This is a genomic window from Trichocoleus sp. FACHB-591 (genome assembly GCF_014695845.1).
GTDB lineage: Bacteria > Cyanobacteriota > Cyanobacteriia > FACHB-46 > FACHB-46 > Trichocoleus.
In genome coordinates this window covers 296,119-312,108 of record NZ_JACJPA010000045.1, presented here as the reverse complement: position 1 = coordinate 312,108, position 15,990 = coordinate 296,119, and the positions used below count along the sequence as shown (strand labels likewise).

The window sequence follows — 15,990 nt, the reverse complement described above, 5'->3', positions numbered from 1 at the left end:
TGTGCAAGTCCAAAAACTGTTCTAGTAGAAACTGAGCAAAACTGTACCAGGTTAATTTGAAAAGAATCATATATATTTCAATTTGTGGCAGCTAGTAATGCTTAAATTCTGCTTAGAGCTGTTAGTAGATTTCGGCTCCAACTGTTTTTAACTGCTGCTTCTGTTATTGGAGCGAGTGATGAGAATTCCGTTAGACCGACAGTCACCAAAACCTGTTTATTTGCAAATCCGCGATCGCCTTCGTCATTTGATTCAATCAGGAGCGATGCAGCCAGGAGAACGCCTGCCGTCGATTCGGATGTTGGCTGAAAATGCTCAAGTCAACAAACTAACAGTGATTGAAGCTTATGGCGTGTTAGAGGCGGATGGTTTGGTGTCTGCTCGTCAAGGTGCGGGATATTTTGTCAACTCTTCCTCCATTCCCGCCCCTAAATCGGAGCCTACCTTTGCTCCAGCGCAGGATGTGATCATTCCGCAACAACGTAGCATCTCTTTTTTTGATGTCTACGCGGACTCGATGCTAGCGCAAACCCAAAAGGGTGTGATCAATCTAGGCTGTGGTTTCCCTCGGCCACCAGAGTCAGAGGATTTGCGGCGGATTGCTAGACGCGCGATCGCAGATATAGACACAGCTTTATTCAATTATGATTTGCCTCAAGGGCGCTTGGTGCTGCGGAAACAGATTGCCCAAATGCTGGTGTGGCAACAGGGGTTACAAGTTTCGACAGACAACATCATCATTACCAGCGGTTCCAAGCAAGGGCTGTCCTTGGTGATGCACTACTATGTGCAACCGGGAGATTGGGTGATTGTGGAGAGTCCCACCTATCATGGGGCGATCGCAGTCCTAGAGAATTTGGGTGCGAGAGTGATTGGCATCCCGATGACCGCAACCGGGATGAATTTGGAACTGCTAGAACAATATCTTGGCAGCCATCGCCCGAAGCTGATTTACACGATTAGCACGCTGCACAATCCTACTGGGATTACAACTTCCCAAGCGCATCGACAACGGTTGTTAGAACTAGCAGAACAGTATGCCTGCCCCATTTTGGAAGATAACGCCTATGAAGGACTGAATTTTGAGCCTGTGCCTGCTCCGATTAAGGCGATCGATCGCCAGGATTTAGTCACCTACATTGGCACCTTTTCTAAAACACTGATGCCCGGATTGCGTGTGGGCTACATGGTGGTAACGGGTAAGCATTACCGCCCCCTGGTGGAGCGCAAGTTGTTGAATGATCTGCATGTCTCCACAGTTTCGCAAGCCATCATCAGTGAGTATCTAGCCTCTGGTCACTATCGGCGGCATCTCAACCATCTCCGCACCGAGAATCTACAAAGCCGTAATGCCATGCTGCAAGCCCTAGAACGCTATTTTCCTCAAGAAGCATCTTGGACTGTGCCCAATGGCGGGCTGTTTCTCTGGGTGCATCTGCCATCTCAATTACCAATGGAAATGATCCGCCAAGAAGCGATCGCCCAAAAAGTCGTGATGTCCTGCGGCTCTCTCTTCTTTCCTGACCAAAAGGGCTACACCGCTATGCGCTTAAATTATTCCTCTACACCCGCCGAAATTGAGCGAGGCATTTCGGTCTTAGGTCAACTACTGAAAAAGTATTTGTAATTTGCAGATGAACTGATATTCGTTAGCCAAAGTTTGGGAGAGGGCATCTTATGAAAGACGTTGCTGCAATTTCTCCAAACTCCACTCATGACATCCTCACAACCTGATCTTCTAAAACCCGCTAAGCAAGGCAATATAGAAGCGATCGCCGCTTTAATGAATCGGTTATTACAGCCTAAAAATATTACTGCCAAGGCATCTCTTAAAGACAACTGCCTGCAAGTGATGCTCGAATCAGAACAAGTCCCTAACCAGCAAGTCCTGGTTGAGTTTGTGCGAAAAAGCACAGTGGTTTTGGGATTAGAGTCTATTCAAAAGATCCGTGTTTATGGAAGACAAATTGGTGAGGATTTTCCAGCGTGGCAACAAGAGCTAGATGTATCTCAATCAACCCTCTCTCTAGCCTCTAGTATTGATTCTGAGCAAATTTCGGTGGAGGAAATGGCTCTAGCAATACCAGAAGTAACGTCAATCCTGAAAAGCTCACCTGAAACAGCATCCCAACCACAAAAATCAGAACAGCCGCAGCGATCGCTTTGGGGTTCAGTCTTTGGCGCAGTGACAGGTGCGGCGGGAACTGTCGGAAGTGCAGCGACTCACGCAGGTAGCGCTGTGGTTGGGACGGCAGTTGGGGCAGCGGGAGCGGTTGGAAGTGCAGCGACTCATGCGGGTGGTGCGATTGTAGGCACTGCGGTTGGCATTGGTAGTGCGGTTGGAAATACTGCTGCTCAAGCAGGTGGTGCTGTTGTAGGTACTGCCATTGGTGCAGGTGGCGCGATTGGAAATGCTGCTGTCCAAGCGGGTGGAGCAGTGGTTGGAACGGCGGTTGGTGTTGGCGGAGCAGTGGGCAATGCTGCTTGGCATGCAACTGATGGAATTGGCTACGTCCTTGATACGATTAGCCACAGCCCACAGTTGCAGGAACTGACAAAAGCGGTAAAAGTTGACTGGCTGGTTAGGATTATTGATCAAGTTGATGTCGTTAAGGCTGAAACGCATGTCAAAAATCTTCAACGGAAATATCCTCAAGAAAAACCGAGCGATATTGCCCACCGTCTCATGCTAGAAAAAGCGCTGTATGTAGGTGGCTCCGGATTAAGCAGTAGTTTAGTACCAGGATTTGCGGCGGCTCTATTTGCAGTAGACTTAGCAGCAACCACTGCCATTCAAGCTGAGATGGGTTATCAAATTGCTTGTGCTTATGGTTTTGACCTCAACGAACCAGCCCGCAAAGGAGAGATTGTGGCCGTTTTTGGACTGGCGTTGGGTGGTAGCTATGCCCTCAAAGCTGGCCTTGGCTTCCTGCGTAATATTCCGATGGCTGGCGCTGTAATTGGTGCAAGTAGTAATGCAGCCGCTCTTTATGCCGTTGGCTATGCCGCTTGTCATTTCTATGAAGCTAAGCTCAATCCAACTAGTCCTGATGCCAAAGCAGCCGCTTCTCCCGTTGAGAGCGAAGAGTATCTAAAGCAAGTAGTGGCTCAGCAAGCTGTCATGGATCAGATCCTAGCCCACCTCATTTTGGCAGGTAATCCTAGCAAGACTTGGCAGCAGATTCTACCAGAACTGCAAACTTTAAGCTTGAGTCCAACTTCTCTAGAGGCGATCGCTGTTCATATCAAATCACCAATAGCTCTGGAAACATTGTTAAATCAGCTTGAACCTGACTTTGCAGTACCCTTAATTGCGTTAAGCCAGAAAATTGCTGAACTTGATGGTGTAACTACACCAGAAGAAGCACAGATGATTGAACAAATAAAAACAAAGTTTCCTATTGAAGCCGCATTTTCTGAATAGTTCATCATTAGCGGCGGTTGCCTTACTTGACGCTGACAAATCGTTCTTTGGCGATCGCTCTCCGTTGCAGCAGTTCTTCGCGTCAGGAGACGGAGAGTTGGATAATACCGCGAATAGCTTGAACGAAAAGTGCAGTATCCAAAGGCTGTTTGAGATACAGCGACTGGTAGAGTGCAGAAATCACGGCTTGTTTGATTTCGGCACTGCTAAATCCTTCTGTGGCTGTGACTAGTTAAAATCCTAAGGTTTGCAACCATTTGTGAGTAAGATGTGGCGACTGAGTTGGGTGCTAGCAGGGTTAGGAAGTTTGGCGATCGCCCTGCTGATAGTGGCTCGAACCCCATCTACTCCAGAATCCATGTCGCCAACTATGTCACCTGTCTCATCTCAAGGGCAACCCAATATGCCATTGCAGTACAAAACCTACAGTTTGGCTCATAGCACTGTCCATACCTTGCTGATTCCGGCGCAAAGCTCATTTGCAGTGGTGCCTGCCCTCTCAGAAAGTGTTGATACATTAGATAATTTCGCTCAGCAGCATGGCGCGATCGCAGTTCTAAACGGTGGCTTTTTTGATCCAACCAATCAGAAATCAGCTTCCTATGCTGTATTGCAAGGCAAACTAGCAGCCGATCCAAAACTCAATGAGCGCTTAGTCAACAACCCAGATTTATCTCCTTACCTAAATCAAATCTTCAACCGCACCGAGTTTCGTCGCTATCAATGTGGCTCTGCTTTTCGTTACGACATAGCTCTACACAACGCACCTCCCCCTGCCAATTGCCAGCTAATCGATGCTTTGGGCGGTGGCCCTCGCCTGCTCCCAGAGCTGACCGCACAGCCAGAAGGATTTGTGGATACCGTCAATGGAGAAGTGATTCGAGATCCATTAGGCAGCAACCAACCCAACGCCAGAACCGCGATCGCCCTCACCCAAACAGGAGATGTGGTTTGGGTCATGGTGGCGCAAAAACCAGAAGCACCCGCCGACTCAGGAATGACCTTTACCGAATTGATCGCCTTCCTGAAAACCTTAGGCGTTGAGCAAGCCATGAACCTAGATGGCGGCAGCTCATCCTCCTTTTATTACCAAGACAAAACTTGGTATGGCAAAGTAGACCTCGAAGGATATCCCGTTCAACGTCCAGTCAAATCTGTGTTCTTAGTGCTGCCAAATTAGTGTTGTCAAGATCGAGCGATCGCCCTATCCCCTACAAAAACACCTTCACCACTAAACCCTTTTGGAGGGGGTCTGGGGGACGCAACCGTCCCTCAGCGGGGGTTTGGGGGCGAGTGCCCCCAAGCTCTTGGTTTTTCAAAGAATGTCATATCCAAAAGCGATCGCAGATTAGACTGCAACCCTCGATGCGATAGAGATAAAATCTGCCCGTTTACATAGACTGACAGATTTAATATCACCCACACATTAAGCCCAGAGAGAGTGATACTGTTCGCCCAGGAAAGCCAAACTAGACCAATAAAACCATTCGGAAAGCTGCCATGCGTTGGGAATTTGGTCGTAGAAGCGAAAACGTTGAAGATCGGCGTGGTTCTAGAGTTTCTGGCCCCCTTGTTGGCGGCGGTATTGGTTCCATTCTTTTAGCGTTGGTCGTGGCATTTTTAGGCGGTGACCCCAGCGTGATTCTGGATCAAGCAGCCCCCTCAGGCGATCGCTCCTACCCCGACTCCCCCCAAACGACCAATTCCCCCACCCAAGACAAAATGGCTGACTTCGTTTCAGTCGTGCTTGCCGACACCGAAGATACTTGGAATCAAATTTTCCAGCAGGCAGGCGAAAATTACGTTGAACCTAAACTCGTGCTGTTTTCGGGAGCCGTGGAATCTGCTTGTGGCTACGCCGAAGCAGCAGTCGGGCCATTTTATTGCCCTAGAGACCAGAAAGTTTACATCGACTTGAGTTTCTACGAAGACCTGCAAAACCGTTTTGACGCACCCGGAGACTTTGCGCAGGCTTATGTCGTGGCCCATGAAGTAGGCCATCATGTCCAGAACTTGCTCGGCATTTCCGATAAAGTGCGATCGCTCCAAAGCCAAGCCAGGAGTAAAGTAGAAGTCAATCAACTCTCTGTGCGCTTAGAACTACAGGCCGATTGTTTTGCGGGTGTTTGGGCTAACCAAGCCAACCGCTCCCGCCAAGTTTTAGAAACAGGCGACATCGAAGAAGCCTTAACTGCTGCGAGTAGCATCGGCGACGATCGCTTACAAAGCCGCTCTAAAGGTTATGTAGTACCTGAATCCTTCACACACGGCAGTGCCGCACAACGAGTCGAATGGTTTCGCCGGGGTGTTCAGAGTGGCGACCCCGATCAATGCAATACCTTCGCTGCCAACAGTCTGTAATTCGTTACGGCTCGACTACCTTGTAAGTTGACACTTTGAAACTGCGTAGGCAGCTTTTGTAAACATAGCCGCACCCTTTGGGGTAGCGGTTTTTTGCGTATTGGCTTTAGAAATACTGCTACCCCAGCTTCTAGCTAAACCTACGATCGCCTTTCCTTCGGGGGTTAAAGGCACAGTTAAGCCATGCTTATAACTGACCCCAGAAAAATAGATAGCAGAAAATCGGAAAAGCGTTGCAATTTGTAAACAATCTGTTACATTAGTTTACATAAAGCAACAAAGGGAACTGAAACATGCGCTACACCACCGACGAACACGGCGTTCTCAACAACTACGCAGTAGAGCCTGCCATGTACTACTCAGAATATCCCTCCCCAGCACAACAGCAGCGTTACCTGTTCCAAGCCGCGATCGCTGTTCTTTTGGTTGCAACTTCTGTATTTGTCGCTCTTTCGGCTAGCTAACATCGCTGCTGAACTTGTATAAAATCGCTAGCTAGCATACGACTTCCCAGCCTCAGTCTTTGACTGGGGCTTCTAGTTTTGGACAAACATCAAAGGCTAATTAAACAAAAAAATCTCCAGCCTTACGACTGGAGAACTGTGTGAGATCGCGCTTCGGAGAAACAGGTAGTTAGTCTATGACCAATGCGGTAGTGCCCCTAACTAGACTGCTAACTAGCGAGTTAACAGCAAATCTTGGTCTGTGACGGAAGAGAAAGCAGCTTCTTTAGGCAGCTCAGTCAACAGAATTTCGGGATGCTCCAACTCTGGATGTTCCAGTAGCAAAGCATGTAGCCTCGGATTTGCTTCCAAAAAGCCACTACGCCTGTGATTGCTGGTCACAGTTAAACGCCCGGTGACGGTAGAAAGCAGTGTAGCTAGGGTTTGGTACGGCTTCATAAGCGGTTGAAGAATCCCAATTGCCATTATTATTCCGGGCGATCGCGAGCGATGTAGAATCGTAAGCTACAAAAAGCGATCGCCTTTCTTTAACTTGTGGTTCAAAATCACTCAAAAGCGCTCTCTGACTTGCTATACCAGTATTGGCAGTTTTCTGGATTTTTGAGATCAACCATTAAGGAGTGTTGCGATGCCTACCTATCCAGGAATTTCGAGTGAAGCATTTCGGCATCCCCTGGATCGCCAAGCGGAGCAAGCTTTACGCAATGTCCCTGGCTTTGATCTCGTGGCGCGGAAGTTTGTGGAATTCCTCTACGAACGGCCCCAACTGATTTATCTCATGGGCAATGGCATTCAGGTTGGTCCCCGTCAGTACGCCTCGATTTATCACATTTTTCGCGAATGTGTCCGTGACTTAGACATCTATCCAGAACCTTCCCTGTTTGTAGTGCAAAATCCTCTGGCCAATAGTTATGCCTTGGGAGAAGAGCATCCTTATATCGTCCTTCACACAGGACTGCTGGACTTACTCACCGATGCAGAAATTCGGGTAGTGCTAGCCCATGAATTAGGTCACATCAAATGCGGTCATACCACTTTGATCCAGATGGCAAACTGGGCGATTCAGATGGTGGCAGCGATCGGAGAAATGACGATGGGGTTGGGCAATATCGTTGGTAGTGGCTTAATCTACGCCTTTTACGAATGGCGACGCAAAGCCGAACTGACCTCCGATCGCGCCGCACTCCTCGCCACCGATGACCTGACGCTAGTGATGCAAACCATGATGAAAATTGCGGGCGGCAGTAGCAAGCATCTACAAGAATGCAGCTTGAATGAATTTATTCGTCAGTCCGAAAGCTACCAAGAGCTAGACCAAGATGGTTTGAACCAGATTTATAAGTTTTTGCTCTATAACGGCAACGGTTCTCAAGGCTCCATGCTCAGCCATCCATTCCCAGTTGAGCGCATCCGCTACATCCGTGAATGGGCCAGCTCAGAAGAGTACCGTCAAATTCGCCAAGGCCACTATCAACACGCCGAAGCCGCAGGAGCCGTCAATACTTCTGCCAAATCCTCCCAAGCCGAAGCAGAGGAGTTACGGCGGCAATTGGCGGAACTGCAAAAAGAGATCAATCGAATTCGACGAGATAAATAAGTATAACTTCGACTAAAGCAATGCGGTCTTAGGTTCGTAAGCTGTTGTTATGCCGCCTTAAGCAAAGTGAGGCATTATCTCTCGAGGAAATAAACGAACGTAATTTTCGATAGATACTTGGTTTATGGAGGTTTTTCCAAATGTCGAAATCACTTGAACGAATCACAGTAAATCCTAGACAGTGCGGTGGTCGCCCTTGTATTCGTGGAATGAGAATTCGCGTGTCTGATGTTCTAGATTTATTTGCAGCAGGTTTAAGTGCTAATGAGATTTTAGAAGACTTGCCAGATTTAGAAATGGAAGATATACGAGCATCTCTGGTATATGCATCACGTAAACTGAATCATCCTATATTAGTCGCATGACCACTATTTGGATTGATGCACACCTGACGCCAGCAATAGCAACTTGGATTACCGATACCTTTGGTGTAACAGCACTAGCACTACGTGACCTTGGCTTGCGAGATGCAGAAGATCCTGAAATCTTTGAGGCTGCGAAAGCTCAAGGAGTTATTTTTATGACTAAAGACAGTGACTTTGTAGATTTAGTTGACCGACTTGGAGCACCACCACAGATTATTTGGTTGACTTGCGGAAACACTGCAAATGCAAGATTACGGGAAATTTTGAGTTCCGTCTTGCTAGAAGCATTAGAGTTGCTACGTTCTGGTGAAAAATTGGTGGAGATCAGTGGAGATTAACATGGTGGTACATAACCCGTTCACAAGGAATGGGCACACCAGAGTTGCGTGTCTGGTAAAGACGCGATCGCCGAAGCAATATCTGATGGTATACCTACGATTCAATCACAGGCGACTCTGTCTGCCCATCCTCTGAAATAGAAACTCGTATTTGGATTGAGCAACTTCACCAAAGACAACACCGATTCAACCCATTAAAATCACGTTATCGATGACGTGAATAATGCCGTTGTCGGCTTCGATGTCGGGAGCAACCACCGTGGCGTTTTTGACTTCAAATCCATCGGACAGATCAAGGCGAATCGGTGAACCTTCTACCGAAGTCAGAGAGTCTACCTTAGCCAAGTCAGCTTGAGTCCATTTCCCCGACACGACATGATAAGTCAGGATTCGCGTCAGCTGCGGGATATTTTGCAACAGCGTGTGGATGGTTCCAGGAGGCAGCTTGGCGAAGGCGGCATCATTCGGCGCAAAAACGGTAAACGGTCCTGGGCTTTTAAGCGTTTCAACGAGACCAGCCGCTTGTACTGCTGCCACCAAGGTATTAAAGGAGCCTGCACCTACTGCAATATCAACAATGTCTGCCATAGCGTTTGGAGTTGAAGGGATAGGAACTAAAGAACAATAGGGTCGTAGGGGTGAAGCATTCGGCTAGGTATGTGTAAAACTGCTCGGAGGAGCCTCACCCGAATGCTTCACCCGCTTTCTCGGTGAAACATTTGTGAATAAGTCTGCTTAGCGATAGGACTGGGACTGAACATCTCGCAAGCGAGCTTCTGGACGCTTAAAGCGATCGATCTGGGCTTCAAAGAATTCTCGGTTGGCTTGCAAATGCTTCGGATTTTGATCATCTAAGGGATAAAGCAACGCTGTCCGTAGCGCTTGGATTACCGCAGAGGTGACACAATACATCGATCGCTGGAAGCTTACCCCTAGCTGGATCAGCATGTCATCTTCGCCTCGGCAATGCTTCTGGTAATAGTCCACCAAGTAAGGCGGCAGAAAGTGCAACATATCCTGCATTAGCAATGTGGGGGGAATCCCTGCCGTCCCTACCGGATTCACATCGGCGTAAAGAATGCCGTAGTGGAAATCCTTTTGCTCGGCTGGAACTTGCTCCGCTTGAGCGTTGTACGACTTGGTGCCTCGGAAGGGAGCGGTGCGGTAAAACACAGCTTCCACATAAGGGAGCGCGGCTTCGTACAGCCAGGTAAAACCACAGGATTTAGGGATAATTTCGTAGCACTCTCCATCAATATAGACATGATGGTAAATGGGGCGGCCTGCGACTGCAAAGATGCCATTCACCAAGAAATTCATCGCTTCTGGAACACTGGTGATTTCGCCGCAATCGTAGCGATCGCTCATCTCAAAGAACACTGGAGCCATCACTTCCCAGAACAAACCTAGGTTGGCGTAGTAAGACAACTGCCGCACCTGCTCAATAAACATTTCTGGGAATAGCTTGTAGAGGCCCAGCATGGCAGGATTGCCCTTGAAGTAAGCCTTGATGGCGCGATCGGCAGCGGCTTTATATTCGGGTGTGTCGAGATAGGGGTCAAACTTGCCACCCATGCCCCGATGCCACAGCATCGCTCGCATACAAGCTTCGGCAAACTCCATGTTGACGCGATCGTGCAACAAGTGATGGAACAGCTTGGGCATCTGGGTAGTTTCGCCCTTCTGCATGAATGCTAGGAGTTCTGGATGGGCGGTTGCTTCCCCTCGCCAAATCCGAAGATCAGCATCGTCTCCGGCGTAGTGGTTGTGCAGGTCTAAATATTCTTGAGGTAGGAAGTATTTGAAAAAGGGCAAGGGATTGAGGAAGACGCGCTCGGCAATGTAAAGGAGATCGCGCCAGTAGAAATCCATCGGCACTGCATAAGCTTTATAAATGCCGATAATTTGCATCAGGTTTTCTGGCGTATCAGGCAGCATGGCACCACCCGCTTCTAGCCGATGAATCACGTCGGCGAATTCATGGTTAGAAGGAGGCAGTTTGGTTGCGGTTGCAGTTGTCATGTTGCAGATCTCCTTTCCGGGATAGGGATTAATTCAAGAAGCTGTAGTTAAGCGATCGCGTCGTATTTTCAGGGCGTGAACATTGCTCAGGACATCATGGAGCCACTGTTTTCTAATCAGATTGAGCGGCTGGAGGGGTGAGAGCGACCTGTTGGGGGCTGTGCTCAGCCACCATTGCCACGAGAGAATTGGTGGTGTTTTGGCTCCAGCGCACTAGGGCATTTGGTTGCACCCCTAATAGAACAATTAACGCGACTAGGGCGATCGCTGGAATTTTTTCTTCCCAGGTGACTTTAGGCAGGTAGCTGAGTTTGCCTTCTAAACGACCAAACAAAGCTCGGTTAATCAAAATCACAAAATAAACTGAGGTCAGCCCCGTACTGGCTAAGCAGAGCAGCGTTTGCGCCGAAAATCTACTGTAGCTGCCTTGGAAGCTGAGAAACTCACCGACAAATCCGACCATTCCAGGAATTCCAGCACTCGCCATTGTCCCCAAGATTAAGGCTCCACTGATGAGTGGCAATCCCCGCTTGGGGTTCAACAATCCTTGCAGTTGGGTTAACTCGCGGCTGCCCGTTTTGGCCTCAATCACACCTACCAGATAGAACAGGAGGGCCAAGATTAAGCCGTGAGCCACCATCTGACAAACCGCACCCAAGAGACTCAGTTCCGTAGCAGCCGCACTAGCCAGCAAAACATAGCTGAGGTGGGAGACAGAACTGTAGGCGATCATCTTCTTCATGTCGGTTTGAGCGATCGCGACTAAAGCTCCATACAGAGCGGTGACGACCGCAGCGTTAGCCAGCCAAGGTGCCACCACATTCCAAGCATCCGGAAACAAGCTGAGGCCAAAGCGGATCAGGCCATAGGTGCCAAGCTTGGAAACAATGCCGCCTAACAAAATTGAAACAGGCGTGGAAGCTTCGACATAGGCATCCGGTAGCCAAGTATGGAACGGCACCAGCGGCATTTTGATACCAAAGCCTAAGATTAAAATCGAGAGCAATATGAGTTGCAGTCCCATCGGTAAGGTAGAAGCCAGCGCTTCCACTTCCACCGTAAAGGTGCTGGAGCCACTCGCCCAGGCCCAAGCTAAGAATCCAACCAGCAAGACAATTCCAGAGAGCGCTTGGTAGATCAGAAACTTGGTTGCTGCATAGCCTCGGCGATCGCCACCCCAAATCACAATGAGTAAATAGATGGGAATCAGCTCTATCTCATAGAACAAGAAGAATAACAGCAAGTTCTGAGCCAGGAAGGCTCCTGCCACCGCTGCACTGAGTAGGAAGATCAGCGAATAAAACAGCCGAGGGCGAGACACTTGCTCAGGTGTACTTTGGATCGCGATCCAGATCAGCAATCCATTCATCACTACCAACGGCAGTGACAAGCCATCCACTCCGAGCCGATAATCTAAGCCCAGCGGAGCAATCCAACTAATATGTTCTTGAAATTGCAGACCTGATGCTTGAAAGTCGAACTTGAGCGCTAAGAACACCGTAACGAGGAAAGTCAGACCCGCGATCGCCCAAGCCACAAAACGCGATCGCTGCGGGCTCCAGGTTTGCGGCCAAAATCCGATTAAAGCAGCGCCCAACACAGGCAGCCAAATGATTGTACTGAGCATGACGCGATTTACTCCAGCAAGATGAATCAATTAAACGAGCGTGATCGTTCCAGCATCTAAGTCGTAGTAAGCGCCCACCACTTTCAGTTGGCCTGATGCGATCAGATCGGCTAGTACTGTGGAGGCTTTGAGCTTGCTAACTTGCAGCGACACATTGGCCTTCACTGACTTTGCCAGCGGATCACCTGTAAACTTGTTGGAGCGACTTAGAGCAGGTTTAATCGCATCGATCAAGCTGCCAATTTGTCCTGGCACCTGGGCACCCTTCATTGTGGCTTCTACAGCTCCACATCGTTCGTGACCGATTACCATAATTACTTTGGTTCCGAGCACCGCCGCCCCAAATTCCAAACTGCCAATCTCTTCAGGAGTTGCAACATTACCTGCAACGCGGCAGACAAATAAATCGCCAAATCCCTGATCAAAAACAATCTCAGAAGGGATGCGTGAATCTGCACAGCTTAGAACAGCAGCAAAGGGATTTTGGCCTTTAGCAACTTCCTGGATCCTGGCCCAATCTTGACGAGGCTTTTCCAGTTTGCGGGTAACAAAGCGCTTGTTGCCATCCATTAATAGTTTCAGCGCTTGATCGGGAGTGAGGTCCTTTTTGTTAACTTTGGGCTTGGCAGCAGCGGGTTGAGCGGCTGGTTTGGCAACTGCTGGCTCCTTTGCTTGGGACTTAGCACCTAAGCCCACGGCGATCGCCCCACTACCTAAAGCACCTGCTCCAAACTTCAACATGTTACGGCGAGAAAACTGTGATTGCTGCTGAGCCATGACTGTTTATCCTTTTATGCTTACAAATGCTGTCAACGAGGAACTAAAAACGATGGGGTCTAGAAAGACCAACTGACCAGAAATCCGATCGCAATCAAACTAAAAACCACCAACAAGACATATAGCTGCGACTGACCAGATGCGGTATATCGCAACGCTTGGCCACTAAACAAAGTCACAAAACCGACTGCATTCACCGCGCCATCGACCACATGGCGATCGAACCAAGCCGTTAACCGAGCGCTGTAATTCACCAAGCTCACAATGGTCAGTTGGTAGAGCCGCTGAATGTAAAAGTCGTGAGCAAAGAACTCTTGCAGAGGTTGCCAAAACAACTTGACAGGCTTGGGTAACGCGTTGCCGAGATAAATTGCGCCACCTAAACTACCGCCTAACACACTCGACCAAACGATCAATGGGGCTAATTGTTTGTTCAGGTCTGCCCAGTTTGGCAATAGATTAAATTGCTCTAAAACCAAAGGCAGCAACAGAGTGAAGACAGTCAGCACAGTCATGGGTAAAGCCATTGGCCAACTTACTTCTGGCGATCGCTCGGTCATGGGGGTTGGCTGGCCACCAAACGTTAGGCCAAAGACGCGCATCAAACTGAAGGTCGTCAGCCCATTCACGATTAACAACACACCCACTAACCAGGGTCGGGTTGTCCACAGAGAATCGGCTAGCTGCAACAATCCCCAAAAACCGCCGAATGGAGGGAGCGCAATCAACCCACCGCCACCGACTAGCAAAGCTAAACCGGAGATGGGTCGCCGAGACCACAAACCGCCTAGCTGGGTTAAGTCTTGGCTAATCGTGGTCCAAATCACCGCTCCTGCGGCCATAAACAACAAGGCGAACGAACAGGACTGCGTTAACAGCAGTAACTGAGCTGCCTCTGGGTGTTGAGTGCCCACTGCAATAAACACCAAGCCCATGTAAGCACTAACCAAGTAAGACAGCGCCCGCTTGATGTCAATTTGGGCGATCGCGATTAACGAAGCTCCTAGAGCTGTCGCAGTCCCGAACACTACCAAAGCCGTCAAAGCCACGGGAGAGAGGGCTAAAACAGGTTGCAGTTTGATCAGCACATAAGCCCCTGCCCCGACTACCACTGAGTTCCGCAAAATTGAAGCGGGGATTGGCGCTTCCATCGCTTCATCTAGCCACAGTTGAAAGGGAAATTGGGCACATTTACCTAGTGGGCCTGAAATCAGCGCCAAGCCTAGTAGTGTCGCACTTAAGGGAGAAAGATTGGCAGTTGCAGCCCATTCTCCTAGCTCTGTAAAATTCCAGGTGCCTGCTAAAGGGAAAAGTGCGATTACGCCCATAAAGAGGATCAAATCGCCGACTCGCTTTGTCCAGAAGGCATCTCTGGCTCCAGTCATCACCAATGGCTGTGCGAACCAAAATCCGACTAAAAGGTAGGTTGCCAGAGTTAGCAGTTCTAGAAAAACGTAACTAAAAAACAAAGAGTTACAGAGAGCTAGACTGCATACCCCCGCTTCAAAAAAGCCCATCAGGGCAAAAAAGCGAGCCCAACCCCAGTCCATCTCCAGATAACCGATCGCAAAGAGTTGGGTGAGTAAGTTCAGCCCAGTGACGACGGCGATCGCGCTAAGAGTCACCGGGGATACCAAGAATGCAAGATCAATTTGCAAACCTGCGGCATGTAGCCAAGGGAAAAAGATTTGTTGAGGCGCTTGTTGTCCGATCGACCAAAGGGCCAACAGACTGTGGCCAAACGCCAAGGTGGTCATTAGTAGGTTGAGATAGCCTGCGGGCCGTGGACCGACGCGGTCTAGCAAGCCTGGTGACCAAGGAATCGCCAGTACCGTGCCCACTAAGGCATAGCAAGGAATCAACCAGATGCTCTCCAAGAGAAGCTGGCTCATAGCAAGTGCCTAATTGTGAAAAAACAGCAGTTAAAACGAGTTAACTACTTGCAAGCTCAGGGGGCACCCGACAGATAGCTTGGAAGCAATCAACTAGTTCGCTCTATGAGCATCATAGAGTGACTTCGTTATAAGTAAAAGTCAATATGTCAAATATTTTCCATAGACTTAAGTCTATGGAAAACCCTTTTATTACTGCAAAATTGTGATTGCTTAAATAGTTATGCCCAAAGGCAGTAGTAAATCACGCAAGTTTTAAGGATTGCAGTATAGACATTGTGCTGGGTCGGCAGTTGTTAGACCGTTGGGAAAGAGAACTTCCTCAGAAAAATGACATTTCTGGCACTCATATCTCACGCTACGAGTCAACCGAGTTGGGGAGTGGCAATGGGCACAAACTAGACCCGTTAGAGCCTCTACGATCGCAAACCCAGGGCAACCGCATTGAGGACAAACCTGACGAATGTTTCTCACCAAGTCTTCAGTTGCGGCAGCGATCGCCTGCATCCGAGTAGGATTATGCATGGCTCGCATGTCGGTTTCGATATGGATACGGCTTGAGGTGGATTGGGCCAAAGCTTGCATCACAGCTTCATAAAGTGCTGCTTCTGTCCTGATTCCCTTAAAGATTGCCGACGGATTTTTAGTGTCGCGATCGCTCATGATAATCAAGCCATGAGCCGGAAATCCCGCTTTGGCAGCAAAGGCTTGAGCTTCTGCATAGCTGGTGATTGTTTGCGAGGCAAAATTAGTTTCGGTAGAAAGGGTTTGTCCCACAATTTCGATTTCTTGCCGTTGATCCAACAACAAAATAATTTCGCGATCGCAGGATAACCAAGGAATTTGTGGGTGAGGTCCAAAGGCTCCTTCACTCGCGATCGCCAGCGTTTCTCCAGTCAGAGATAGAGCTTGTTTTGCCTTTAATCGGGCTGTTTCGAGTTGACTTCCGGGACGATTTTTCTCTCTAGTAAAAGTACCAAAGCGATCGGTATCCAAGTCTGGTGGCACTACTATTTTGAGGCCCAATTCCAACTCTAAAATTGGGGCAATCACCGTTTCTTTTTGGTGCATGCTAGCTAGGACAGCAACACGATCTTGAAATCCAAGAAGCTCTGGCATTTGA

15 protein-coding genes are annotated in these 15,990 nt (G+C 48.8%); 8 read left to right on the top strand and 7 right to left on the bottom strand.

All coding sequences use genetic code 11. From position 1 onward, the window contains the following. The first annotated feature begins 178 nt into the window (after positions 1-178). From H6F90_RS09595 to psb34, 5 genes are all read left to right on the top strand, one after another. Positions 179-1,627, top strand: a complete 1,449-nt coding sequence (locus H6F90_RS09595; RefSeq protein ID WP_190552254.1) for a PLP-dependent aminotransferase family protein — start codon at positions 179-181, stop codon at positions 1,625-1,627. An 87-nt stretch (positions 1,628-1,714) separates the two neighbouring features. Continuing rightward, positions 1,715-3,424 (top strand): hypothetical protein, encoded by a 1,710-nt coding sequence (locus H6F90_RS09590; RefSeq protein WP_190552253.1) that lies wholly within the window; start codon positions 1,715-1,717, stop codon positions 3,422-3,424. Between the two features lie 268 nt (positions 3,425-3,692). Next, positions 3,693-4,604, top strand: coding sequence for a phosphodiester glycosidase family protein (locus tag H6F90_RS09585; protein WP_242024408.1), 912 nt, complete (start codon positions 3,693-3,695; stop codon positions 4,602-4,604). A 320-nt stretch (positions 4,605-4,924) separates the two neighbouring features. Continuing rightward, positions 4,925-5,785: a neutral zinc metallopeptidase gene (locus tag H6F90_RS09580; RefSeq protein WP_190439485.1), complete on the top strand. Its 861-nt coding sequence runs from the start codon at positions 4,925-4,927 to the stop codon at positions 5,783-5,785. Positions 5,786-6,078: 293 nt separating this feature from the next. Then, a complete protein-coding gene (psb34, locus tag H6F90_RS09575) occupies positions 6,079-6,249 on the top strand; it encodes a photosystem II assembly protein Psb34 (protein ID WP_190439482.1) in 171 nt (56 codons plus the stop codon). A gap of 213 nt (positions 6,250-6,462) precedes the next feature. On the opposite strand, the gene H6F90_RS09570 is transcribed toward psb34, so the two are convergent. Next, entirely contained in the window at positions 6,463-6,687 is a 225-nt protein-coding gene (locus tag H6F90_RS09570) for a hypothetical protein (protein ID WP_190439479.1), read from the bottom strand. A gap of 190 nt (positions 6,688-6,877) precedes the next feature. Here H6F90_RS09570 and H6F90_RS09565 point away from each other — a divergent pair, with 190 nt between their 5' ends. The 3 genes from H6F90_RS09565 (at position 6,878) to H6F90_RS09555 (ending at position 8,549) form a co-directional block, all read left to right on the top strand. Beyond that, positions 6,878-7,846, top strand: coding sequence for a M48 family metallopeptidase (locus tag H6F90_RS09565; RefSeq protein WP_190439476.1), 969 nt, complete (start codon positions 6,878-6,880; stop codon positions 7,844-7,846). Between the two features lie 140 nt (positions 7,847-7,986). Continuing rightward, positions 7,987-8,211: a DUF433 domain-containing protein gene (locus H6F90_RS09560; protein ID WP_190552252.1), complete on the top strand. Its 225-nt coding sequence runs from the start codon at positions 7,987-7,989 to the stop codon at positions 8,209-8,211. Beyond that, positions 8,208-8,549: a DUF5615 family PIN-like protein gene (locus tag H6F90_RS09555; RefSeq protein WP_190552251.1), complete on the top strand. Its 342-nt coding sequence runs from the start codon at positions 8,208-8,210 to the stop codon at positions 8,547-8,549. The genes H6F90_RS09560 and H6F90_RS09555 overlap by 4 nt, the downstream gene beginning before the upstream one ends. Before the next feature lie 186 nt (positions 8,550-8,735). Here the strand turns inward: H6F90_RS09555 and H6F90_RS09550 are convergent, their stop codons facing one another. The 6 genes from H6F90_RS09550 to H6F90_RS09525 form a co-directional block, all read right to left on the bottom strand. Then, positions 8,736-9,137 (bottom strand): fasciclin domain-containing protein, encoded by a 402-nt coding sequence (locus tag H6F90_RS09550; RefSeq protein ID WP_190552250.1) that lies wholly within the window; start codon positions 9,135-9,137, stop codon positions 8,736-8,738. Positions 9,138-9,284: 147 nt separating this feature from the next. Then, positions 9,285-10,571, bottom strand: coding sequence for a CO2 hydration protein (locus H6F90_RS09545; protein ID WP_190552249.1), 1,287 nt, complete (start codon positions 10,569-10,571; stop codon positions 9,285-9,287). Positions 10,572-10,683: 112 nt separating this feature from the next. Next, entirely contained in the window at positions 10,684-12,198 is a 1,515-nt protein-coding gene (locus H6F90_RS09540) for an NADH-quinone oxidoreductase subunit M (protein WP_190552248.1), read from the bottom strand. A 30-nt stretch (positions 12,199-12,228) separates the two neighbouring features. Then, positions 12,229-12,975 (bottom strand): carbonic anhydrase, encoded by a 747-nt coding sequence (locus H6F90_RS09535; RefSeq protein WP_190552247.1) that lies wholly within the window; start codon positions 12,973-12,975, stop codon positions 12,229-12,231. Between the two features lie 59 nt (positions 12,976-13,034). After that, positions 13,035-14,867 (bottom strand): NAD(P)H-quinone oxidoreductase subunit F, encoded by a 1,833-nt coding sequence (locus tag H6F90_RS09530; RefSeq protein WP_190439461.1) that lies wholly within the window; start codon positions 14,865-14,867, stop codon positions 13,035-13,037. Positions 14,868-15,122: 255 nt separating this feature from the next. Beyond that, positions 15,123-15,986 carry a TFIIB-type zinc finger domain-containing protein gene (locus tag H6F90_RS09525; RefSeq protein ID WP_190552246.1) on the bottom strand — a complete coding sequence of 288 codons (864 nt, stop codon included), beginning with the start codon at positions 15,984-15,986 and terminating at the stop codon, positions 15,123-15,125. Between the last annotated feature and the right edge of the window lie 4 nt (positions 15,987-15,990).

Excerpts from the sequence above, each read along its gene's own strand:
- H6F90_RS09530 (WP_190439461.1), bottom strand. The coding sequence starts at position 14,867 with ATGAGCCAGCTTCTCTTGGAGAGCATCTGGTTGATTCCTTGCTATGCC.
- H6F90_RS09590 (WP_190552253.1), top strand. The coding sequence starts at position 1,715 with ATGACATCCTCACAACCTGATCTTCTAAAACCCGCTAAGCAAGGCAAT.
- H6F90_RS09580 (WP_190439485.1), top strand. The coding sequence starts at position 4,925 with ATGCGTTGGGAATTTGGTCGTAGAAGCGAAAACGTTGAAGATCGGCGT.
- H6F90_RS09565 (WP_190439476.1), top strand. The coding sequence starts at position 6,878 with ATGCCTACCTATCCAGGAATTTCGAGTGAAGCATTTCGGCATCCCCTG.
- H6F90_RS09595 (WP_190552254.1), top strand. The coding sequence starts at position 179 with ATGAGAATTCCGTTAGACCGACAGTCACCAAAACCTGTTTATTTGCAA.
- H6F90_RS09570 (WP_190439479.1), bottom strand. The coding sequence starts at position 6,687 with ATGAAGCCGTACCAAACCCTAGCTACACTGCTTTCTACCGTCACCGGG.
- H6F90_RS09525 (WP_190552246.1), bottom strand. The coding sequence starts at position 15,986 with ATGCCAGAGCTTCTTGGATTTCAAGATCGTGTTGCTGTCCTAGCTAGC.
- H6F90_RS09550 (WP_190552250.1), bottom strand. The coding sequence starts at position 9,137 with ATGGCAGACATTGTTGATATTGCAGTAGGTGCAGGCTCCTTTAATACC.
- psb34 (WP_190439482.1), top strand. The coding sequence starts at position 6,079 with ATGCGCTACACCACCGACGAACACGGCGTTCTCAACAACTACGCAGTA.
- H6F90_RS09535 (WP_190552247.1), bottom strand. The coding sequence starts at position 12,975 with ATGGCTCAGCAGCAATCACAGTTTTCTCGCCGTAACATGTTGAAGTTT.
- H6F90_RS09540 (WP_190552248.1), bottom strand. The coding sequence starts at position 12,198 with ATGCTCAGTACAATCATTTGGCTGCCTGTGTTGGGCGCTGCTTTAATC.
- H6F90_RS09560 (WP_190552252.1), top strand. The coding sequence starts at position 7,987 with ATGTCGAAATCACTTGAACGAATCACAGTAAATCCTAGACAGTGCGGT.
- H6F90_RS09545 (WP_190552249.1), bottom strand. The coding sequence starts at position 10,571 with ATGACAACTGCAACCGCAACCAAACTGCCTCCTTCTAACCATGAATTC.
- H6F90_RS09585 (WP_242024408.1), top strand. The coding sequence starts at position 3,693 with ATGTGGCGACTGAGTTGGGTGCTAGCAGGGTTAGGAAGTTTGGCGATC.
- H6F90_RS09555 (WP_190552251.1), top strand. The coding sequence starts at position 8,208 with ATGACCACTATTTGGATTGATGCACACCTGACGCCAGCAATAGCAACT.